The organism is Enterobacter cloacae complex sp. I3, from assembly GCF_014896175.1.
In the GTDB taxonomy this organism is placed as follows: domain Bacteria; phylum Pseudomonadota; class Gammaproteobacteria; order Enterobacterales; family Enterobacteriaceae; genus Enterobacter; species Enterobacter bugandensis.
On record NZ_JADBQZ010000001.1, the window covers coordinates 98,148 to 119,538 of the forward strand.

Genomic DNA, 21,391 nt, shown 5'->3' on the forward strand with positions numbered 1-21,391 from the left:
TCGGTGGAGCATATTGATCATATCCTTGTCGTCGATGACGACAGGGATATTCGTGAACTGATTATCGACTATCTCGTTAAGTCCGGTTATCGCGCCTCCGGCGCGGCAAACGGCAAAGAGATGCGCGTCGTGCTGGACAAGCAGCATATCGACCTGGTGGTGCTGGACGTTATGATGCCCGGCGACGACGGGCTTACGCTGTGTCGGCAATTACGCGTCGGGAAATATAAAGATCTGCCCATCCTGATGCTGACGGCGCGCAACGAGGAGACGGACAGGATCCTGGGTCTGGAAATGGGAGCCGACGATTACGTCGTAAAGCCTTTCGTCGCGCGAGAATTGCTGGCGCGTATCAAAGCGATTTTACGCCGTTTTCGCACGATGCCGCCCAATTTACAGGTGACGGAAGCAGGGCGGCTGGTGACGTTCGGCGAATGGCAGCTCGATACCGTTGCCCGCCACCTGATCGACCCGGAAGGGGTGATTGTGGCGCTCAGCGGGGCGGAGTATCGCCTGCTACGCGTTTTCCTTGACCACCCGCAGCGGGTGCTGACCCGCGATCAGCTGCTCAACCTGACGCAGGGGCGTGATGCCGAGCTGTTTGAACGCTCAATCGACCTGCTGGTTAGCCGGGTTCGCCAGCGTCTGAATGAAGATGCCCGCACGCCCGCGTATATCAAAACCGTGCGCAGCGAGGGCTATGTGTTTACCATGCCGGTCACCATCAAAGAGGCTAACGAATGACGCTCTGGCCTCGCTCGCTGCTGGCCCGCTTGCTGATCGTCGTGCTGCCCGGCCTGTTGCTCGCCAATGCCCTGAGCCTGACGCTGGTCATGATAGAGCGAATGCACAGCGCCCGAACGGTGATGCTCGGTAATCTGGAATACGATGTCGCGACCAGCGTGGCTATTTTAGACCGCTTACCCGCCAGCGAGCGCGCAGCCTGGCTGCCGCGCCTTGAACGGGGTAACTATCGCTATATTCTGGGGCCGGGAGATCCTGGCAACGCGCCGACGGACAAGCGTTCCCGGGACGCCATCCGAACCTTAAAAGCGACGCTTGCGGCACAGTACCCGCTCAGCTTCACCGCCGTTCCCGGCGCCATTTCACATATCCAGGCGCATCTCACGCTACATGATGGCGCACCGCTGACCATTGACCTGATCCCTCGGATGCCGCCGGTCGCCAGCTGGCTGCCCGTTGTTCTTATTCTGCAGTTGCTCGTGCTGGCTGCCTGCTCCTGGATCGCCGTACGCCAGGTGATACGGCCTTTTTCACAGTTTACCCGCGCGGTAGACTCCCTGGACCCGGCCGCCAACACGCCAATGACGGAAAAGGGGCCGATCGAGGTGCAGCGGGCAGCACATGCCTTCAACGCGATGCAGGCGCGCATTCAGTCCTATCTCAGGGAGCGGGCGCAGATCCTGGCATCCATATCGCACGATCTCCAGACGCCCATTACCCGCATGAAGCTTCGTGTTGAAATGGCGGATCAGCCTGACCTGCGCGACAAGCTCTTAAACGACCTTGATAACATGTCGCGTCTGGTGCGGGAGGGTATTGCGTATGCCCGGTCATCAGAATCACTGGAAGAGACCTCGCTGAAGCTGGAGCTGAACGCCTGGATAAACAGCATCGCCTGCGATTATCAGGACATCGGTAAAAACGTGCAGTTTCAGGCAGGCGAAAACCGTTTGCCCATCGTCACGCGTCCACAGGCGCTGCGCCGGGTGATGACCAACCTGCTGGATAACGCCCTGAAATTTGGCGACTACGCCACCATTAGCATTGATGACTCGGCTGCCGGAGAGGTGGTGATTCACATCATGGACGGCGGGCCTGGGATACCGGATGCCGAGCTGGAGGCGGTATTACAGCCGTTTTATCGGGTAGAAACATCACGCAACCGCGACACCGGCGGGACAGGACTCGGCCTGGCGATCGCAGCGCAGCTCACCGCTCAGCTGGACGGAAAGCTAAAGCTGGAGAACCGCGCAGAGGGCGGGCTGGACGTTTCGATTACTCTCCCGCGCCTTTAATTGTACGGTTCTGTATCTCCCCGCGAGGCCGATACAGAGCCAGACAAAAACCCACGCTTTTACACATATCCTGAACACATCCGCACGATGAAATAGCCTCACTGCAGCGTCGCAGGACTTGTATTGTGAGGTGTCTATGTTTCTGATAATTGCTTTCCTGGGCGGGATGATAAGCCTGCTCAGTCCATGTACGCTCCCGGTAATTCCTCTCCTGTTCGCCGGTTTTCAGGGGCAGCGGCGACATATTCTGGCGCTGCTCGCGGGGATGATCGTCATGTTCACCCTGGTGGCGATGGTCGTCACCGTCGCCAGCGAGTGGATAGCAGAGGCAACTATCGTCGGGCGCTGGATCGCGCTTATCGTCCTGGCCACGGCCGCGCTGGCCTTAATTTTTCCGGTCTTTGCCCAGCGTATCGCCGGGCCGGCAGTCTGCGCGGGAAATGTCCTCAACACCCGAAGCGGGCAAACGCGTGGTATGGCATCGGCTTTTCTGGCCGGGCTTGCCGTCGGGCTGCTCTGGTCTCCCTGCGCGGGACCGATTCTGGGCGCCATTTTCAGCATCAATATTGCCGGACACTCGGCCATTGCCACAGGAGCCTTGCTGGCCGCCTATGGTAGCGGCTGCGCGCTGATGCTGGGCCTGCTCGTTTTCGGAGGCCGCACGCTGATGGCGCCGCTGAGAGCAAGATCGGCGCTGATGGAAAAGTTACGTCAGGGAGCAGGCGTGGTGATGTTAGCGGCCGTTGTCTTTAACGCAACGGGGATGACGTCTGTTCTGCAAGGCGCAAACGGCGTCGCGGATCGTCTTGAAACCGCGCTGCTGAATCTGGCAAAGCCCGCCGCGCAACCGGCGAAGCTTCAACCGGTCGTCATGACCGAGCCCAGCAGCCAGCTGCCTTCGTTAAGCGGTGGAACAGGGTGGGTAAATGGTGACCCTGTCACGTCTGAATCACTGCGCGGGAAGGTGGTACTGATCGATTTCTGGACCTGGGACTGCATTAACTGCCAGCATACGCTTCCGCACGTGCGCGACTGGGCAACAAAATACCAGTCTCAGGGCCTGGTCGTCATAGGGGTACACACGCCTGAATACCCCTGGGAGAAACCGATCGCCTCGGTGAAAAACGCGGTAAATAAATGGCAGCTGCCGTACCGGGTTGTGACGGACAACAACTATCAGATCTGGAACGCTTTCGGCAACCAGTACTGGCCCGCGCACTACTATTTCGATGCTAAAGGTCAGCTACGCTATACCTCGTTTGGCGAAGGGAATTATGAGCAGCAGGAAAAGGTTATCCAGCAGCTGCTCAAAGAGGCCCGTTCATAGCGCCATTCAGGGCTGACGCTGGGCAACCATAAACAGTCGAGGAAAAGCCAGCAGTATCTGCCCGTTTTCCTGGAGCGGATACTGCTCTTCCAGCAGTTCATGGTAGCGTTTCAGGAAACGTTGCTGCTCGCTCTCGTTCAGTTCCTGGAGCCACGGGCGCAAACCGGTCGCGCTGACCCAGTCAATAATGGCCTGGTGCGAACTCATTTTATGGAAATAGGTTGTCCGCCAGATATCCACATCGCAGCCGGCCTCCGACAGGATATCGTAATAGGCATGCACGCCAGGCAGCGGCTCGCGGCCACGGTCCGGGTAGCCTTGCTCCAGCGCCACTTCACGCATCGCCACATGCGTGGGCTCAAGCCAGTTGTCCGGCATCTGGATCGCCAGCACGCCATTGAGCGTGAGCAGTGACGCCAGATGCGGCAGGAGATCGTAATGGTCAGGTATCCACTGTAGGGATGCGTTCGCATAGATGAGGTTCAACGGCTGGCCTGGCCTGAACTGGCGGATATCGGCCTCAACGAACTGACAGTCGGGCAGTGCGCTGCGCGCCTCTTCCAGCATAGCCGGTGAGTTATCGACGCCGACAATCTGCGCTTTTGGCCAGCGATGCTGCAACAGCGCGGTGCTGTTTCCCGGCCCGCAGCCCAAATCGGCAATGGTGGCAACGTCACTCAGGGGAATTCTGGCAAGCAGCTCGGCGGCAGGGCGCGTTCGTTCAGCGCCGTATTGCAGATAAAGCGAAGGGTTCCAGTCGGCCATCTTCAGATCTCCGTTTTGCGTGTTTCAGCAAGGATAGCACAGGCCGACACCTGCACCGGGACAGGCGTCGGGCGAGCGGCAGGTTACAGAATGCCTTTCAGTGCAATATGGTAGAGCAGCATGATGGTTTTTCCGTCGACGATTTTGCCCGTATCAATTCCCCGCAAGGCCTCTTCAAAGGGCATTTCCAGCACGTCGATATCTTCGCCCTCCGCTTTGATACCGCCGCCTGCGCTGGTTTTGTCCTTCGGCTGATACTCGGCAATATAGAAATAGAGTTTCTCCGTGACGGAGCCTGGGCTCATGTAGGCTTCAAAGATTTTCTGCACGCTCGACACGTTAAACCCGGTCTCTTCTTCCGCCTCTGCTTTAATGCGGCTTTCCGGATCCATGTTATCAAGCAGGCCGGCCGCTGCCTCAATCAGATTGTCCTCATGGCCATTAATAAAGACCGGGAAGCGGAACTGGCGGGTCAGAATCACCGTTTTTTGGTCACGGTTGTAGAGCAGGATCGTGGCGCCGTTCCCCCGGTCATAAACTTCACGCGTTTGCCGCTGCCATTCGCCATCGCGTCTTTGCAGGTCAAAGGTATATTTTTTAAGTAAGTACCAGTTATCGGACAGGGTTTCACTGTCAATGATGCGCACATCTGCACGTTTTGATTGCACGTTTCGTCCTCCTTACGTAGAGTAACTATCAATACCAGCACTATCGTGCATTTTCAAGATTAAACATGCAACATCAGGAATACATCATGCTCACCAGTCAGCGAAAACAGTTGATCCTTGAAAAGCTCGGTGCCGAAGGTCAAGTCCAGTCAAAAGCGCTTAGCGTTCTCTTCGACGTCTCTGAAGATACCATCCGACGCGATTTGCGCGAGCTGGCGGCAGAAGGGCGTTTACAGCGGGTTCACGGCGGCGCGCTGCCGTCGTCTTCCGCTACTGTGCCTTTCGCGGAACGACAGTCCGTTAAAATGGATGCCAAGAGAAAAGTGGCGCAGAAGGGGGCGCAGCTGATTTCTTCGGGCCAGGTGGTGATCGTTGACGGCGGAACGACCACCTCAGAACTGATCGCCTTTTTACCGCATGACCTGCGTATTACCGTGGTGACGCACAGTCCGAGCATTGCCCTGGGGCTTATTAATCATCCTTTTATTGAGGTGATTCTGATCGGCGGCCGTTTGTATAAACACTCGATTGTCGCCGTCGGCGCGGCGGCCATCGAAGGAATCGAAAACATTCATGCGGATCTGTTCTTTATGGGCGTGACCGGTATCCATCCGGAAGCAGGGCTGACGACAGGAGATTTCGAAGAGGCGTGCATCAAACGTGCATTTTCCGGCAGAGCCGCCGAGACGGTTGTCCTGGTGTCGCCGGAAAAAATAAATACGGCGTCATCATTTGTTATTGGCGATGTGGCGCTGGCGAATACGATTGTCGTCGAAGGCGATACCGACCGCGGCTGGGTCAATGCGGTATCGGAAAAAGGGGTATCGGTCGTATTGGCTTGAGCGCGAGCCAGCCAGAAAACTGGCTGGCGCGGGTACTCGCAAGCGAGTGAAATTAAGTTATCTTTCTTCGGGGGCATGGCATACCGCTTCGATATTATGACCATCAGGCGCAATGACAAATGCGGCATAGTAATTTTTACCGTAGGAGCGTAATCCCGGTGCGCCATTGTCGCGTCCGCCTGCGCGCAGCGCGGCATGGTAAAAATCATCAACCTGCTGGCGTGTCGTGGCCACAAAGGCCAGATGAAGCGGAGCGGGTTTATCATTCGACTGAAAAAGGCAAAGAGAAACATCGCCGGAACTCATTTCGACGCCATAGTCAGGAGAGCCTTCATCGACGAGTTCGACACCGAGCGGTTGAAGCGACATGAGGAAGAAGGTTTTACTTCTCTCATAATCGCTGACGCCGAATTTTACATGATCAAACATTATGGACTCCTCAAAAGTGATGGTGAAATGAGAAGTATAGAAAGAGAGTGGAGTCCAACACGATCAAGGGCTTGCGAATGTGACCGATATCAATACTCGCTACACAGCAGACCGTTTACTTCCTACGAATGTCCAACGCAGATAATCATAGAGCCAGTTAAAAAGCATCGTGTATGGCAGGAAAAACAGTACAAGGCCAATCTCAACAAAAAATGCCTCCGCGATCGTCAAATTCAGCATGAACATGGCCACAGGGATTAAGGAGATGATAAGGCCCGTTTCAAACCCAACTGCATGGATGGCGCGAACGAGAAACGTTCGTTGAAACTGATGTTTTTTCTGAAGGGAGTCAAAGAACTTATTGAAGACAAAATTCCAGACCGTTGCGGTAAGTGCAGATATCACCGACAACGAACCCGACTGGAGTACCGAAACGTTCATCAGCCACGCAAGAGACAGAGCGATGATAACGTTGGCCGTCACTTCAAAAATGACAGCGTGGAAAATCCTTTCTTTGAAGCTTTTATTGAGTTCGATTTCCATAAGTCTACAGCAGCGGTGGTCAAAGCCAGGAGTATATCAAACGTCTTTTAACATTGGATAAACGTAGAAGTTGGGATTTCACAAGCTATCAATGACCAGGGGCAATCACGACCGTAGAAAGGCAGATTTTGACTGGCATTACGTTGGTGCGCATAATGTATATTATGTTAAATAAGAATGTTGCTGTGCCTCGGGAGGTATCCCTCCTCAGTCTTGAGGATTCACCGTTGGCCACGCAGTTTGTATGTAAAACCCACTGACGATTACGCCTATCTGTGAAAAAAACTCACAACACCATTCGATGGCGCATGCTGGTTCCCTTCATGTCAGTGCAATACCCTGTCACATACAGAATTGCTGGCAATAAAAGAAGGAACACAGAATGGAGTATGTGAATCTGGGTCGTAGCGGTTTGAAAGTCTCCCGTCTTTGTCTCGGTTGTATGAGCTATGGTGAACCTGAACGCTTGCCTCAACCCTGGTCCCTGGATGAAAAGGCGTCACGTCCGCTCATTCGTCAGGCGCTTGAAGCGGGCATTAATTTTTTTGATACCGCGAATATCTACTCGGGCGGAAGTTCTGAAGAGATCACTGGAAAAGCGCTGAGAGAAATGGCCAGACGCGATGAGATCGTTGTGGCGACAAAGACCTTCTTTCCGTGGCGCAACTCACCCAATACCGGGTTTCTTTCCCGCAAGGCCATTTTTCAGTCTATTGACGATAGCCTGATGCGCTTAGGCATGGATTACGTGGATCTCTTTCAGATTCACCGCTTTGACCACTCCACGCCTGTTGAAGAGACCATGGAGGCTCTGAATGACCTCGTTAAATCAGGAAAAGTACGTTACATCGGCGCATCATCTATGGAAGCCTGGCGCTTTGCAAAAATGCAGCATACGGCAGAGCGTAACGGCTGGACCCGATTTATTTCGATGCAACCGCAATACAACCTGCTTTACCGGGAAGAAGAGCGCGAAATGCTGCCCCTGTGTGAAGACCAGGGCGTTGGTGTGATCCCCTGGAGTCCGATGGCACGCGGCAGGCTCACGCGCGACTGGAGTGTCACGTCCCGACGAACGCAAAACGATGCCTTTGCGTTAAAAATGTATGAGAACGCAGCCCTTCTGGATAAGCCCGTTATTGATGTTGTTGCCAGCATTGCTGAAAAGCACCATGTGCCAAGAGCCCATGTTGCAATTGCCTGGTTGCTATCAAAAACGGTCATCACAGCACCGATCATCGGCGCGACGAAACCAGAACATCTTTCCACGGCTATCAGCGCGCTGGACTTTTCACTTAGCGATGCCGAAATCATGGAACTCGAGGCTCGCTATCTGCCGCACCCCGTCGACGGGATCATTCCCCCGCTTCCGGATACGCCACCTTCACTCACGCCGCCTTCAGCAATACAGGACTGTTAATGCCCTACCCTGGCCCGGCGTTGGTTCGGGCCCGCTGTTGGTGACAATGAACAACTCGTGATGTCAGGGTCGGATCGCCAAACCGGGAGACTTTACCTACAGTCTCCCTGTGACAGTAAGTATAAAGGTGGCCATCACCGTTTAACTTTTATCAAACTGACTTTCGGTAAACGGATCTGCGCGACCGCCCTGCAATGGGATCCTGGCAAGCGCTGCATCGATTTCGCGTAACTCGCTGTCCGTCAACCGGACTTGCGGTGCACCGCTATTTTCTATCAGGTGCGGATATTGCGTCGTACCCGGGATGGGGACAATCCATGGCCGTTGTGCCATCACCCAGGCCAGCGCGAACTGAACCGGAGTGGTGTTTTTGCGGCGGGCCCACGATTGCGCAAATGATTGCGCAAATTCAAGCAGTACCATGTTTTTGGCCAGGGCATCGGGATGGAAACGTGGCAGGTTATGCCGCCGATCTGTGCTGTCGAACCGCTGATCTGGATTGACTGCCCCGGCAAGGAAACTCCGGGCGGTCGGGCAGTAAGGTACAAAGCCGATACCCAGCTCTTCGAGCGTTGGAAATATCCGCGTCTCCGGTTCACGCCACCACATGGCGTACTCACTCTGTACTGCAGTCACAGGGAGTACCGCATGTGCGCGGCGGATTGTCCTGGCACTCGCTTCCGACAACCCCCAGTGTTTCACTTTACCCTCCTGGATCAACGCTTTCACGGTTTCCGCCACATCCTCAATCGGCACATTCGGATCGGGGCGATGCTGATAAAGCAGATCGATATGGTCCGTTTTAAGACGCTTTAGCGAGCCCTCTACGGCACGGCGAATATGGTCAGGATGGCTGTTAAGGGAGGTTGGCTTCCCCTCCTCCACGCCGAAACCGAACTTAGTGGCAATCACCACACGATCGCGAACGGGGGCCAGTGCTTCCCCGACAAATTCTTCACTGAGATGGGGACCATACACCTCGGCAGTATCAAAGAACGTAATGCCTTGTTCGAAGGCGGCCCGGATGAGCGACACCATGGCTTTGCGATCGCGCGGACCACCGCCGTAATACCCCACCATAGGCAGACAGCCCAGTCCCATGCTGGAAACCTCCAGCGAGCCGAGTTTACGCGTGGTTAAGGTCTCCTTCTGGACGGGAACAGCATCCGAAGGGGCGTTCGACGAGTCCTGACCAGCCGGGTTCGCCATCACTGCACCGCTCCTGCCAAGGGTGGTAGCGGCCAACGCCAGACCGGCGCCGGCGATCAGAAAATTGCGACGATCCCGGGAAGCGGGTACGGAAGCAGAATGCTGGTCATGCATCATCTTGCTCATAAACTGGAACTCCCTATAGCGAAGAAAGGATTCATTAATTTGGTCATTACCAGGCATAAGCCTGGGGCGCTTCTCCCCCGGGGCCGGGCCAGATTTCGTCGAGACAGCTCATGGTGTCGTCTGATAGCGTGATTGTCGTTGCGTGAAGCGCCTGCTGGAGTTGTTCGACCGTACGAGGCCCGATAAGTGGAGCAGTAACAACAGGATTCTGCAGGAGCCAGGCAAGCGCCACATCGGAAGGGGTTTCGCCGAGATCCTCACATAATCCTTCGTAGGCTTCCAGCTGCGGACGATACTGTTCGATTAGACGGGAAAACGCGGGCCTTGCACGGCGCCCGCTTGCCATCTTTTTCAGTACGCCGCCAAGCAACCCTCCGGCAAGTGGACTCCAGGGAATCAGTCCCAGGCCAAAATGACGGCATGCGGGAATGACCTCCAGCTCAACGGTTCGGGCAGTCAAATTGTAGAGACTTTGCTCAGCAACCAGGCCCAGGGAATGACGGGCCGTGGCAACTGACTGCGCAGTCGCAATGTCCCAGCCTGCGAAATTGCTGCTACCGATATAAAGCACTTTTCCCTGCTGAACAAGGAGTTCCATGGCCTGCCAGACCTCTTCCCATGGTGTATAACGATCGATGTGATGCATCTGATAGACGTCAATATGGTCGGTCTTAAGCCGTCGCAAACTGTCCTCGCAGGCCTTGCGAATATGGTAAGCAGAAAGACGGCGATCGTTCGGACCCGGTCCCATAGGCTGATAGGCTTTCGTCGCCAGAACGATACGGTCACGGCGGCCACCCTGCTGGAGCCAGCGACCAATAATCTCTTCAGACAGCCCCGAACCTTGCTGGATATCGGGTGATTGCTCGGTGCCATACACGTCTGCTGTATCAATGAAATTGATACCCGCCTCAAGCGCTTCATCCAGAATGCGGGCGCTGGTTTTCTCGTCGGTGACATCACCAAAATTCATGGTTCCGAGACAAAGGCGGCTGACTTTCAGGCCGGTGCGGCCAAGATGCGTATAGTTCATACACGGCTCCGTTAGGTGAATGTTCCGCCCTGACTGACGGCCAGAGCGCATAATTTTCAAGAATAACGAAGCACAATGTGTTCAGTGAGAGGCGATGAGTGGATGGACTTGTGAAAAAAATTCAGCAACGGATTAGCCCTGGTCGGTCTATGGTGTATATCATTTCCGTATCAACGCATTCAGTCCTTAACGCACAAGGAAAACGATTCTGTATGCAAATAAACAGAGCTGATGTCGCCGATCTCATTTATTTCTTGGCTATTGCACGTCATCGCAGTTTCAGCCGTGCGGCGATTGAATTAGGTGTCAGTGCATCAGCGCTTAGTCATGCCCTGAAGGGACTGGAAACCCGGCTCGGGGTTCGCCTGCTTAATCGCACGACCAAGAGCGTTACCCCTACGGCTGCAGGTGAAGAACTGGTTCAGTCTGTCCTTCAGCCTTTCGACAAGATAGAAGGCGCGCTTGAATCGCTTAACCGGTATCGTAATACGCCTACCGGGCGTATCCGCATCAATGCAGCCGTTGAAGCGGCCAATCTTTTGCTTGCACCGGTTATGCCCGCGTTTATGGATCGCTATCCCGATATTGAAATCGATATTGTGGCCAGCAACCGTATGGTTGACGTCACTGATGCGGGCTTCGATGCCGGTATCCGCTATGGTGGCACCGTCCCGGAAGACATGGTTGCCCGGCGTTTATCTGCCGATATTCGCTGGGTTATCGCCGCATCCCCCGACTACCTTGAACGTTACGGAACGCCTGAACATCCGGATGATTTGTTACACCATCGCTGTATAAGCAATCGTCTCGGCGACGATCGGATCTATCGCTGGGAACTTGAGCGAGATGGCGAAACGTACCAAATCACTGTGCCTGGCTCAGTGACGGTCAACCAGGCTGAAACGGGTCTTGTGGCCGTATTAGGCGGGGCCGGCCTGATGTATTTTCCGGAGCCTCTTGTTGCACCCTATGTGAAGGATGGACGGCTCCGCCTGGTGCTTACGGAATGGTCCCCGCTGGAGGAAGGTTTTTATATCTATTATTCGAGCCGCCGGCAACTGCCGACCGGGCTTCGCCTTCTGATTGAGTTCATACAGGAGGCCAGGCCGCTGGGGTTGTGAAATAGCGCTTCCATACGGGACGATGCGTTATCGTCTTTATCGCCCCGTAGCGGATATCAGAAAATCAATCAGGGCCTTCACTCTTTTCGTTTTGCCCGCGTTTTTGGGGTAATAGAGATACACTGGCGGGTAGGTTTTCCAGTAGCTCTCCATCACGGGTATAAAGCGCTCCCTGTCCGGCTGTAACTGCCAGATGGGTTCAAACAAACGTCCAATTCCCAGGCCGTTACGTATCCCGTCTGCCATAACGTCAATATCGTTGCTGATTAACTGTCCGGGCATCTCAACCGTCAACTGCTCTCCGCGATCGTTCAGAATCAACGGAAGGATGCGGTTGTTAGTAATAAAACGGTAGCCAATCAGCTTGTGTTGACTGAGATCTGACGGCACCTCAGGCGTTCCATGCTCGCTGAGATAGGCTGAGGATGCATATAACCCTTCACGAAAGGGTTTCATTAACGGCCGCGCTACCACCCCACCCTCGAGGATATCGCCAAAACGGATCCCAAGATCAAAACGTTCTTCGATGATATTCACGGTACCGTCGTAAACCGAAATTTCCAGCTGTATACCCGGGTATTGCTGACAGAATTCCGCCATTGCAGGTTTGAGAATTAACAGATAGGCAAAACGCGAGAGCGTGATTCGCACGATACCAGAGGGCTCCTGATTCTGGTCGCGAATGCTTTCAAGCGAATTTTCCAGCGACTCCACCGCCGCAGCGGTCTGTTCCAGCAACAGTTGCCCGGTTTCCGTCAGTTCAATACGGCGGGTCGTACGCACAAAAAGCGGATGGCCAATATGATCTTCCAGCAGCTTAAGCGCATTGCTGACGGAGGGAGGCGTAATTTCCAGTTTTCTTGCGGCTGCCGAAATATTGCCCTCACGTGCAATGCTCTGAAAGATCCGTATCTGGTTATACAGGGCGTTATTCATAATGTGTTCCTTAAGCAATTACTGCTTAATTATTAACTACAGCCTAAAGATGCTTAAGTCAATAATATCCCTTTAGTTCGTTTTTACTGATGCTGCGATCCACTGTTAACCACGTATTTTGAAATACACCTGTACTCATTCAGATGACATTCACGGCACAGAATGGATTAAGGTATTTATGTTTTTTTACTTTTGTTTAGTGCGGGATAGTCAGTGTAGCCCACCGCATCGTTCTGTCCCGGCGCATAGAAGGTTGCAGGGTCCGGAACGTTGAGATCGCTGCCGCACGCAAATCTTGCGGGTAAATCGGGATTGGCAATAAATGGAACACCATAGGCGATGAGATCGGCCTCACCCTTGTTAATTGCATCCTCACCGGTCTGAGCATCATATCCACCATTCAGAATAAAAGTTCGCGAGAAACACTGACGAAGATAAGGTGCAATCCGCTGTGAACCTGCGACCGGAGCATCGGGCCCGGCAATACCTTCGGTAACGTGAAGGTAGGCGATGCCAATAGCGTCGAGTTGAGTCGCTAAATAACTGAATGTTTCAACCGGCGAAGAATCAGACATACCATGTAGCGACATGTTTGGACCAACCCTGAAACCAACGCGATCGGCGCCGAGCACTTCGCTCACTGCACTGACGACCTCCAGAGGAAAACGTGCACGGTTTATAATAGTCCCACCATAATGATCTTCTCGTTTGTTAGAACCGTCACGAAGGAACTGGTCAAGGAGATATCCTGAACTACCATGTATTTCTACTCCATCGAAACCGGCTTCAGAAGCTTTTTCAGCACCCTGACGAAACTGTGAGACGACATCGGCGATTTCACTTGTTAAAAGCGCGCGAGGGACAGGAGTTTGTGCTATTCCAGTAGACGTAAAAACGTCTGCCTCTGCATTAATTGCAGATGGGGCAACCGGAAGGACACCATCATGGAACTCAGGATGCGAAACGCGTCCGACATGCCACAGTTGCGCAAAAATAATTCCCCCGGCTTCATGAACTGCATCTGTTACGCGACGCCATGCCTCAACCTGAGCGAGGGAATATATTCCCGGTGTTCTTATATATCCGGTACCTTGACGGCTAACCTGCGTAGCTTCAGATATTATCAACCCTGCCTGCGCCCGCTGCGCATAGTAAACAGGAGCCAGAGGGTTAGGTACATTACCGGTAACGGCCCGACTGCGGGTCATTGGGGCCATTACCATTCTATTTTTTAGTGTCAATTCCCCGATGTTATATGGGGATAAAAGCGTAAGGGGTGCATTTTTCAAGGAGCAGTACCTTTATTCTCAGTAAGAAACGAGTCGTTTTGTTTTGTAACCAGGGCTATATTACATACCGTTATTTTACCCGCAAGAAGGCACATTCATGATACCGTCAGATAAACGGACAGCACCCACCTGCAATATTTTCACCCGCGAATTGCTCAGTCGGATTGGTGATAAGTGGAGTATCTTAATCATTGCTCATCTTGCCGAGGGACCTTTGCGGTTTAATATACTCAGACGTACCATCGGTCAGGTCTCTCAGAGAATGCTGACGTTAACACTGAGAAGTCTTGAACGAGACGGGTTAGTATCGCGGACGGTATTCCCTTCGATCCCGCCACGTGTTGAATATGAGCTAACTCCACTTGGACGGACATTAATGGGGCCAGTTATGACACTTATAGACTGGTCCTTGATTCATCAGGGCGAGGTTGAAAAGGCACGTTATGAATATGAAAGCCAGCCCGAGTTTTCGACTGATTAAGCCAGACTATTCATATACAGATGCAGGAACAGACATGTCTGGCATAGATTTACCCTGTCGCACTCCTCACCTGATTATTAAGTACAGACTAAATATGCTTAAGCCAATAGCCATCTAATCTTCTCAAAATGGCGCTCATATACTCTTCTCTCTTTCCCTTTAAACCTGAGAACAAGAGACACTTATGCGAATTTTATGTCTGGATATCCCCGCACCTGGAGCATCGCTGGAAAAGTATGCTCCACACCTTAACGCTGAAGCACTGCACGCCTGGGGATTGTATAAATCCGGCTTCATCCGCGACATCTACTTCCGTCAGGACAGACCTGGCGTCGCTATTTTTCTTGAATGTGACTCTGTCGATGAAGCGATGAACGTAATGGCCGAATTCCCGCTGGCAAAAGCAGGCTTATTAAGCTTTGAGTGCATTCCGCTTGGCTCCTTTATTAAATGGGAAAATCTCTTTGCCGCTGAATTTAAAAATAAAGAGTGAGGCCCGATATGAAACCTGCAGATAAACCCGTGCTGTGTGTCGTTTCCAGCCATCCGATTAAAGGCGCATCCGGTGTACCAACCGGTTTTTTCCTGGCTGAGCTGACGCATCCGCTGAAAGTACTGGAAGATGCCGGACTAAAAACGACGATAGCCAGCATTCGCGGGGGACAGCCGCCGGTGGATGGATTTGACCTCAGTGACTCTGTCAACGCCTGGTTCTGGAACGAAACCGATTTTCAGCAGCGCCTGGCAACAACGCCTGCGTTATCCGAGCTGAACGGTTCCGATTACAGCGCCGTTTTCTTTGCGGGCGGGCATGGAACCATGTGGGATTTCCGCGACAGCCAGGATGCCCAGCGTATTATCCGCGAAGTGTATGAAAGTGATGGGATTGTCTCAGCCGTCTGCCACGGGCCTGCGGCACTGGTTGACGCAAAGCTCAGCAGCGGCGAATACCTGGTGAAAGGCAAAAACGTGGCGGCCTTTACCAACAAGGAAGAGGAAGAAGTTCACACCACAGATGTGGTTCCCTACCTGCTTGAGACTGCACTCCGCGAGCATGGCGCGCTTCATCATGAAGCCCCGAACTGGTCTGAAAATGTGGTTACTGACGGTCGCCTTATCACGGGGCAGAATCCCGCTTCAGCGCACGGTGTCGGTGTGGCGCTGTTAAATGCCCTCCGCCAGCCAACTTAATTCATTCATCTGTCTTTCATCGTTACTCACCCTCTTTGGCCGGTTTACGTCAGCAACGTTCCGGCCTTTTTTCAGGAGCTGAATATGAAAACTCTTCCTCCAGTCGCGCTCGGCACATGGTCCTGGAGCAAGGCGCACTCAGTGGTCGTTATGATTCAAATCATCCCATGCCTGCCGGGAGTGGCCGGGCCGAAAGTTATAACGCAGTACTGCCGCAGATAGAAAGATTAACCGCCGCCATGAAAAAAATGGGAACCGAAAGGAATGCCAGCGTTGCACAGATAGCCATCGCATGGGCTATTGCAAATAGGTACCCTTCCCCTCGTTGGTGCGACTAAAGTCCATCACGTTCTGGACGCCGCCTGCGCTTCAGACATCCAGTTACGCGATGAGGAAATCATCCTGCTGGAACAACTCGCCACAGAGACCAGAGTGGATACACGAGGCGCCTGGGAAAAACCGATGGTGTAAACCCCATCCGGGACAGACTGTCACGAATGACATTCACGTATGGACAGTTCCGGGCGATCCTAATCTGCATCACTTTTACTGCTTTGTATGAAGGGTGAGAATATGAAAATCATTTGCCTCGAAGAACATTATCTCGACAGCGAGTTAGGGCGAGCGTGTATGCCTGTTGCGCTTGAGCAGGCACCTTTCCTTGGCGACTGGGGGAAAACCGTCGCTGATGGTCATAATCCTGACCGAAGCCGGCCGCAGATAGAAAAGAATGCGCTGATAAACGCGAAAGGCGCTCATTTGGGAAGCCGCCGCCTCAGGGATATGGATGAAGCTGGAATTACCCTGCAGATCCTCTCTGTGGGCGGATTTCCCCAGCTGGCACCCGGGGATGAAGCGGTAACATTAAATACGGCGGCAAACGACCGCCTTGCCGGGGCGGTAAGAAATCACCCGGATCGCTTCGCGGCATTTGCCACACATCCCTGGGCACAGCCAGAAGAGGCTGAAAAAGAGCTTGTCCGCGCAGTTGAAAAACTGGGGTTTAAGGGGGCACTTCTGAATGGCCGACCCTCTTCATGCTTTCTCGATCATCCTGACTATGATTCCCTGCTTTCCCGCTTTAATAAACTGAATGTGCCACTCTATCTTCATCCCGGATTACCGGTTAAAAGCGTGCAACAGGCCTACTTCACGGGCTTCAGCGCAGAGGTCAACGCCCGGCTCTCTATGTTTGGCTGGGGCTGGCATCACGAAGCCGGGATCCATTTGTTACGGCTGATGTTATCGGGCGCATTTGATAAATATCCCCACCTGCAGGTAATCAGTGGCCACTGGGGGGAGATGCTACCCTTCTGGCTGCAGCGTCTTGATGACAGCCTTCCGCTGGCTGCAACGGGTCTGTCACGCACGCTAACGAGAACCTTCCAGGAACACGTTTACGTTACCCCGTCAGGTATGCTGACACTGCCGCACTTCCAGTTTATCTACGCGTTAATGGGGGCAGACAGGATCCTGTTCTCCGTTGATTACCCCTATCAGACCCTGGACGGTGTAAAAACATTTATCGACAGTCTGCCCGTCAACAAGGCTGAAAAAGAGGCCATCGCGTTTCGCAATGCAGAACGTTTACTGGGCATCATGGCGTAGTTCACGGGTTCATGATGACCGGGCACAATGAGAACAGTCGACCATTATTAGTTTTTGTCTAAAAGTGAATGAGCCTTTACTGCTCTAAAAAAAATAATGGTGTCACTCTATACTGGGTTAAAAATTCACCAGCCTCTTTAACGTATTGAAATGAAAAATATCCTTGTTATTTCAGGTCATCCTGAGCTGAACCATTCCGTCGCCAACGCCACTATCCTTGATGAAGTGGCGACCGCCCTTCCCGATGCTGAAATTCGTCGTCTGGACTGGCTCTATCCGGACGGCAAATTCAATATCGCTTCGGAGCAGGAAAGCCTGCTCAGGGCCGATGTGATTGTCTGGCAGTTTCCTTTTTCCTGGTATGGGCTGCCCGGGTTAATGAAACAATGGCTGGACGAGGTCTTTGTCCACGGCTTCGCGCATGGCTCAACGGCGAAACTGGGCGGTAAAAAGCTGCTCCTCTCCTTCACTACAGGGGCGCCACAGGCGCTCTATACCGCTGACGGTTTCTTTGGCCATGCCATTGAAGAGTATCTTATTCCGTTCGAGACCACGGCAAGACTGTGCAATCTTGAGCTGCTGGCGCCGGTTTATACCTGCGGTATCAGCTATGCCGACCGGGATGTCGACAAAATCGCGCAGCAAAAAACGCTTGCCCGGGAACACGCTTCAAGGCTTGTCGATCTGCTCAATTCCGTCGTGAATAATCCAGAGGGAGAATAACGATGCAGTATACCCGGCTCGGTAAAAGTGACTTACTGGTCTCCCGCATCTGTATGGGATGTATGGGGTTTGGCGACCCGTTAACGGGCCAGCATCGCTGGACGCTGGACGAAACAGCAAGCCGGGACATCATCCGCTACGGTCTCGAAAAGGGTATCAATTTTTACGATACCGCCATCGCCTATCAGAACGGCTCCAGCGAGCGATACGTTGGCCGGGCGCTGCGGGAGATGGCAAAACGCGAGGACGTGGTGCTGGCCACCAAGTTTCTGCCACGAACCGCCGCGCAAATTGCCGCGGGGATCGGCGGAAAAGAGGCAATAGCCCGATCGCTCGACCAGAGCCTGCAGAATCTTGGGATGGACTACATCGACCTCTACATCTACCACATCTGGGATTACAACACGCCAGTTATTGAGGTGCTTGAAGCGCTGCATGCCGCCGTTACTGCGGGCAAAGTGCGCGCTATTGGTATTTCCAATTGCTATGCCTGGCAGCTGGCGAAAGCGAACGCGCTTGCCGAACGCGAAGGGCTGACGCCCTTTGTTTCCGTGCAAAGCCACTACAACCTGATTATGCGTGAAGATGAACGAGAGCTCTTCGGTCTGTGCGCTGAAGATGATATCGCCATGACCCCCTATAGCGCGCTGGCCAGCGGTCGTCTCGCCCGGAAAGAAGGCCACACGCGGCGAGCCGCGGAGGATGATTATGCGCGCGGGAAGTATGACAGCACGGCTGAACAGGATCGGATCATTATCGAGCGCGTCGCCGAACTTGCTGAACGACATCAGGTGTCCATGACGGAAATCTCACTCGCCTGGCTGCTGACAAAGGTCACGTCACCTGTCGTAGGGGCCACAAAAAAAGATCACATTGATGGCGCGGTAAACGCCGTAAATCTTCAACTGAGCCTTGAGGAAATCCGGTTTCTGGAAGAAACCTACCAGCCGCACGTTCTGACGGGGATTATGGCGCAAAACACGCCGCAAACGAAAGACGTTAAGCAGGTCTGGACGCGGTAGCAAACAGTCATTTCAGTAAAAGGATCAACGTGAAAAAGCCCCTTATGCTTTTAATTTGCATGCTAATAAGCACCTCTGTCTTTGCAACAAAACCGGACGCACCGGATAAGGTAGTGATGAATATCTTTGAGCTCGGCGTCAGACCCGATCGGGACAAAGAGTTTGAAGACGTGGCCAGGCAGACGATTTCCGCTTCGGTTGATCATGAAGCAGGTACGCTGGCGATGTACGCCCTGCAACGAAGCGACAATCCACGTAAGGCATTCATGGTCGAACTCTATGAAAACGAGAGTGCTTACCGCAAACATCTGAATGCCGAACCATACAAGGCATTCGCTGCCCGGGCACCTGACATTATCGATCGGAAAAATAAAATCACTCTGGAGCCACAGTTTCTGGGCGACAAACACATCATACCGAATGAGCGAACCATTAATAATCTGGTGATCGTCGAGGTAAAGCCTGAATTTCAGACCGAATTTAAAAACATCGTCCTTCCTGAAATGGCCGAGTCGCTCAAAGTAGAGAAAGGCGTGTTAGCCATGTATGCCGCTACAGACTCACAGAGTCCGAACCGCTGGTATTTCTATGAGATTTACGCCAGTGAGGAGGATTATCAACTGCACCGACAAACGCCGCACTTCCTGGACTATCTCAGGCAAACGGCGCATATGAGCGCCAGGAAGGACGCTATCCCGGTAAAACCGGTATTTCTTCGTAACAAAGGCGGAATCAAACAGGATCCGCACCGTTGACCAGTGAGGATTAACATGAAAAGCGTAATTGCAGCGGCGGCCATGTCGCTTGTTATTTCTGATTTTGCTAATGCTGAGGAAACAAGAGGTAAAGCTATGATGAAAATTGAACCTTCAGCGATTCCTGAAGCTGATATTCGTTCTGTCTCACCGGCTCTTGCGCGCTTTGGTCGAGAAGCGATTACTGAAGATCTGTGGACACGCGATGCCCTCTCGCCCAGGGATCGTAGTATGGTGACCGTCGCCATGCTGATTGCCCGTAACCAGCCTGCCGAGCTTAAGCACTATATTGACGTCGCTCTCGATAGCGGCGTGACGCCAGCGGAATTGTCAGAAATCATTACCCATCTGGCGTTCTACTCAGGTTGGCCAAATGCAATGTCAGCCATCAGCGTGACCAAAGCAGTATTTGAAACTCGTGGCGTCACGGCAGATGCACTTCCTGAAGCTTCTCCGGACCTGCTTCCTCTCAATCAGGAAGCAGAAAAGCAGCGTTCAGAGACAGTGGAAAAAAATGTAGGCCCAATATCTCCAGGCCTGGTTAAATTTACTGCTGACCCACTGTTCCTGGATCTCTGGCAAAGACCCGCGCTGAAACCCCGCGACAGAAGCCTGATTACGGTCAGCGCGTTAATCGCATCTGGACAGAGCGCGCAGATTGGCTATCACCTCAACAGAGCGATGGATAATGGACTTTCTGCTGAGGAAGCTGGGGAGATCGTTACCCAAGCCGCGTTTTACGCTGGCTGGCCAAACGCATTTACCGCTGCTCCTGTTGTCGGAGAAGTATTAAGCAATCGCTCATCGAGTAAAAGGTAATATTACTGAACATTAAAACCTGACGCACATCACAAAATTAGAACGAACGTTCGCGTTGAATCGGATGCGGTATCGACGCGCTTCATTCTCTCCGTGTCGAAAAAAAGTGGCCTGAGCCGTCAGCGTACAGCGCGGCACACCTCCAGCACCTTTTCCCTGAGCCAGCGATGCGCCGGGTCCTTTTCCATGCGCGGATGCCACATCTGTGACACCGTAATGCTCCGGGTTTTAAACGGCAGTGCAAAGACGTGCACGCGCTCGGTCATCGGCTGATTGAGCAGATAGAGCGCCGGCACCATGGCAACGAGATCGGAGACCATCGCCACCGATAACGCCGTCGGGAACCCTGGCACCACGCTGGCAATTTTGCGCTTCATCCCGCGTTCCGCCAGCGCCTCATCGACAAATCCGTGTAACGAGCCGTCGGGCGAGGCCACTACGTGCCCCCAGGCGACATAATCCTCCAGGCTGACTGACGACAGCGAGGCCAGCGGATGCCCCTGGCGCACCGCGCCAACAAACCGGTCCTGAAAGAGCCGTTGCAGACGAATTTCAGGACCCATATTGCTCTGCACGCCGATCTCCAGGTCAACCAGCCCCTCACGCAGATAGCGCGACGTTTTCTCAGGTTTCGGCGAAAAGCGAATGCAGACGTCGGGCGCCACCGCCGCCACTGCGGCAATGAGCAGTGGCCCAAACGCCACCACAAAGCCGTCGTTGGCTCGGATGGTGAACAGGCGCTCCATACGCTCAACATTCAGCGTTTCCGTGGAGGGTTGCAGTACCGCCCTTGCCTCATGCACTGCGCTTCTGGTCCGGTCCCGGGTGGCTTCGGCCCAGGGCGTCAGCACCATCTGCCGACCAGCCCGCACCAGGATAGGATCGCCTGTCACCTCCCGCAGCCTGCTCAGGGTGCGGCTCATGGCGGAGGTGCTCAGGTTTAAGCGCCGCGCCGCGCCAGCCACGCTGGCTTCGGCCAGCAGAACGTCGAGCGCAACCAGAAGGTTAAAGTCAGGATCGGACACGATGGCTCCTCAGATAAGGC

Annotated in this window: 23 protein-coding genes and 1 pseudogene; 15 read left to right on the forward strand and 9 right to left on the reverse strand. The window is 53.6% G+C overall.

Going from position 1 to position 21,391, the window contains the following annotated elements; genetic code table 11:
* The first annotated feature begins 3 nt into the window (after positions 1–3).
* From IM271_RS00410 to IM271_RS00420, 3 genes are all read left to right on the forward strand, one after another.
* Complete coding sequence (locus tag IM271_RS00410; protein WP_028013158.1) at positions 4–744, forward strand: response regulator; 741 nt, start codon at positions 4–6, stop codon at positions 742–744.
* Positions 741–2,039, forward strand: a complete 1,299-nt coding sequence (locus IM271_RS00415; RefSeq protein WP_193051954.1) for an ATP-binding protein — start codon at positions 741–743, stop codon at positions 2,037–2,039. Before IM271_RS00410 ends, IM271_RS00415 begins: the two co-directional genes overlap by 4 nt.
* Positions 2,040–2,175: 136 nt before the next feature.
* Positions 2,176–3,366, forward strand: a complete 1,191-nt coding sequence (locus tag IM271_RS00420; RefSeq protein WP_193051955.1) for a cytochrome c biogenesis protein/redoxin — start codon at positions 2,176–2,178, stop codon at positions 3,364–3,366.
* Positions 3,367–3,372: 6 nt separating this feature from the next.
* Here the strand turns inward: IM271_RS00420 and tam are convergent, their stop codons facing one another.
* Together tam and IM271_RS00430 are read right to left on the reverse strand one after the other, a co-directional pair.
* Complete coding sequence (gene tam, locus IM271_RS00425; RefSeq protein ID WP_041909967.1) at positions 3,373–4,131, reverse strand: trans-aconitate 2-methyltransferase; 759 nt, start codon at positions 4,129–4,131, stop codon at positions 3,373–3,375.
* Positions 4,132–4,214: 83 nt separating this feature from the next.
* Positions 4,215–4,799, reverse strand: coding sequence for an NUDIX domain-containing protein (locus tag IM271_RS00430; RefSeq protein ID WP_059357551.1), 585 nt, complete (start codon positions 4,797–4,799; stop codon positions 4,215–4,217).
* Positions 4,800–4,885: 86 nt separating this feature from the next.
* On the opposite strand from IM271_RS00430, the gene IM271_RS00435 reads away from it, so the two are divergent.
* Positions 4,886–5,641: a DeoR/GlpR family DNA-binding transcription regulator gene (locus tag IM271_RS00435; RefSeq protein WP_193051956.1), complete on the forward strand. Its 756-nt coding sequence runs from the start codon at positions 4,886–4,888 to the stop codon at positions 5,639–5,641.
* 57 nt (positions 5,642–5,698) lie between these two features.
* Here IM271_RS00435 and IM271_RS00440 read toward each other — a convergent pair whose 3' ends face one another.
* Both IM271_RS00440 and IM271_RS00445 read right to left on the reverse strand, forming a co-directional pair.
* On the reverse strand, positions 5,699–6,070 hold the full coding sequence (locus tag IM271_RS00440) for a VOC family protein (protein ID WP_193051957.1): 372 nt from the start codon (positions 6,068–6,070) through the stop codon (positions 5,699–5,701).
* Positions 6,071–6,169: 99 nt separating this feature from the next.
* Complete coding sequence (locus IM271_RS00445; protein WP_063438008.1) at positions 6,170–6,613, reverse strand: PACE efflux transporter; 444 nt, start codon at positions 6,611–6,613, stop codon at positions 6,170–6,172.
* A 382-nt stretch (positions 6,614–6,995) separates the two neighbouring features.
* Between IM271_RS00445 and IM271_RS00450 the strand changes: the two genes are divergently transcribed.
* Positions 6,996–8,033, forward strand: a complete 1,038-nt coding sequence (locus IM271_RS00450; RefSeq protein WP_193051958.1) for an aldo/keto reductase — start codon at positions 6,996–6,998, stop codon at positions 8,031–8,033.
* A 141-nt stretch (positions 8,034–8,174) separates the two neighbouring features.
* On the opposite strand, the gene IM271_RS00455 is transcribed toward IM271_RS00450, so the two are convergent.
* A complete protein-coding gene (locus IM271_RS00455; protein WP_193051959.1) occupies positions 8,175–9,368 on the reverse strand; it encodes an aldo/keto reductase in 1,194 nt (397 codons plus the stop codon).
* 46 nt (positions 9,369–9,414) lie between these two features.
* Positions 9,415–10,401 (reverse strand): aldo/keto reductase, encoded by a 987-nt coding sequence (locus IM271_RS00460; protein ID WP_047368559.1) that lies wholly within the window; start codon positions 10,399–10,401, stop codon positions 9,415–9,417.
* 212 nt (positions 10,402–10,613) lie between these two features.
* Between IM271_RS00460 and IM271_RS00465 the strand changes: the two genes are divergently transcribed.
* On the forward strand, positions 10,614–11,522 hold the full coding sequence (locus tag IM271_RS00465; RefSeq protein WP_193051960.1) for a LysR family transcriptional regulator: 909 nt from the start codon (positions 10,614–10,616) through the stop codon (positions 11,520–11,522).
* A gap of 36 nt (positions 11,523–11,558) precedes the next feature.
* On the opposite strand, the gene IM271_RS00470 is transcribed toward IM271_RS00465, so the two are convergent.
* A complete protein-coding gene (locus IM271_RS00470) occupies positions 11,559–12,458 on the reverse strand; it encodes a LysR substrate-binding domain-containing protein (RefSeq protein WP_028013169.1) in 900 nt (299 codons plus the stop codon).
* A 176-nt stretch (positions 12,459–12,634) separates the two neighbouring features.
* Positions 12,635–13,747, reverse strand: coding sequence for an alkene reductase (locus IM271_RS00475; protein WP_193051961.1), 1,113 nt, complete (start codon positions 13,745–13,747; stop codon positions 12,635–12,637).
* A 97-nt stretch (positions 13,748–13,844) separates the two neighbouring features.
* On the opposite strand from IM271_RS00475, the gene IM271_RS00480 reads away from it, so the two are divergent.
* The 9 genes and pseudogenes from IM271_RS00480 to IM271_RS00520 all read left to right on the forward strand — a co-directional run bounded on the left by IM271_RS00480 (position 13,845) and on the right by IM271_RS00520 (position 20,346).
* Complete coding sequence (locus IM271_RS00480; protein WP_150143800.1) at positions 13,845–14,228, forward strand: helix-turn-helix domain-containing protein; 384 nt, start codon at positions 13,845–13,847, stop codon at positions 14,226–14,228.
* A gap of 184 nt (positions 14,229–14,412) precedes the next feature.
* Positions 14,413–14,721 (forward strand): superoxide dismutase, encoded by a 309-nt coding sequence (locus IM271_RS00485; protein WP_193051962.1) that lies wholly within the window; start codon positions 14,413–14,415, stop codon positions 14,719–14,721.
* Between the two features lie 8 nt (positions 14,722–14,729).
* Positions 14,730–15,419, forward strand: a complete 690-nt coding sequence (locus IM271_RS00490) for a type 1 glutamine amidotransferase domain-containing protein (RefSeq protein ID WP_193030647.1) — start codon at positions 14,730–14,732, stop codon at positions 15,417–15,419.
* A 113-nt stretch (positions 15,420–15,532) separates the two neighbouring features.
* Positions 15,533–15,890 (forward strand): annotated as a pseudogene (locus IM271_RS00495) (aldo/keto reductase); the annotation flags it as partial.
* 102 nt (positions 15,891–15,992) lie between these two features.
* Positions 15,993–17,027, forward strand: a complete 1,035-nt coding sequence (locus IM271_RS00500) for an amidohydrolase family protein (protein ID WP_193051963.1) — start codon at positions 15,993–15,995, stop codon at positions 17,025–17,027.
* A 150-nt stretch (positions 17,028–17,177) separates the two neighbouring features.
* The gene (locus IM271_RS00505; protein ID WP_182033858.1) at positions 17,178–17,750 is read left to right on the forward strand and encodes an NAD(P)H-dependent oxidoreductase; all 573 of its coding nucleotides are present in this window, start codon (positions 17,178–17,180) and stop codon (positions 17,748–17,750) included.
* Positions 17,751–17,752: 2 nt separating this feature from the next.
* Positions 17,753–18,772: an aldo/keto reductase gene (locus tag IM271_RS00510; protein ID WP_193051964.1), complete on the forward strand. Its 1,020-nt coding sequence runs from the start codon at positions 17,753–17,755 to the stop codon at positions 18,770–18,772.
* Positions 18,773–18,831: 59 nt separating this feature from the next.
* Positions 18,832–19,527: a putative quinol monooxygenase gene (locus IM271_RS00515; RefSeq protein WP_185860349.1), complete on the forward strand. Its 696-nt coding sequence runs from the start codon at positions 18,832–18,834 to the stop codon at positions 19,525–19,527.
* Between the two features lie 15 nt (positions 19,528–19,542).
* Positions 19,543–20,346: a carboxymuconolactone decarboxylase family protein gene (locus tag IM271_RS00520; protein ID WP_063154097.1), complete on the forward strand. Its 804-nt coding sequence runs from the start codon at positions 19,543–19,545 to the stop codon at positions 20,344–20,346.
* Between the two features lie 119 nt (positions 20,347–20,465).
* On the opposite strand, the gene IM271_RS00525 is transcribed toward IM271_RS00520, so the two are convergent.
* A complete protein-coding gene (locus tag IM271_RS00525) occupies positions 20,466–21,371 on the reverse strand; it encodes a LysR family transcriptional regulator (RefSeq protein WP_193051965.1) in 906 nt (301 codons plus the stop codon).
* Between the last annotated feature and the right edge of the window lie 20 nt (positions 21,372–21,391).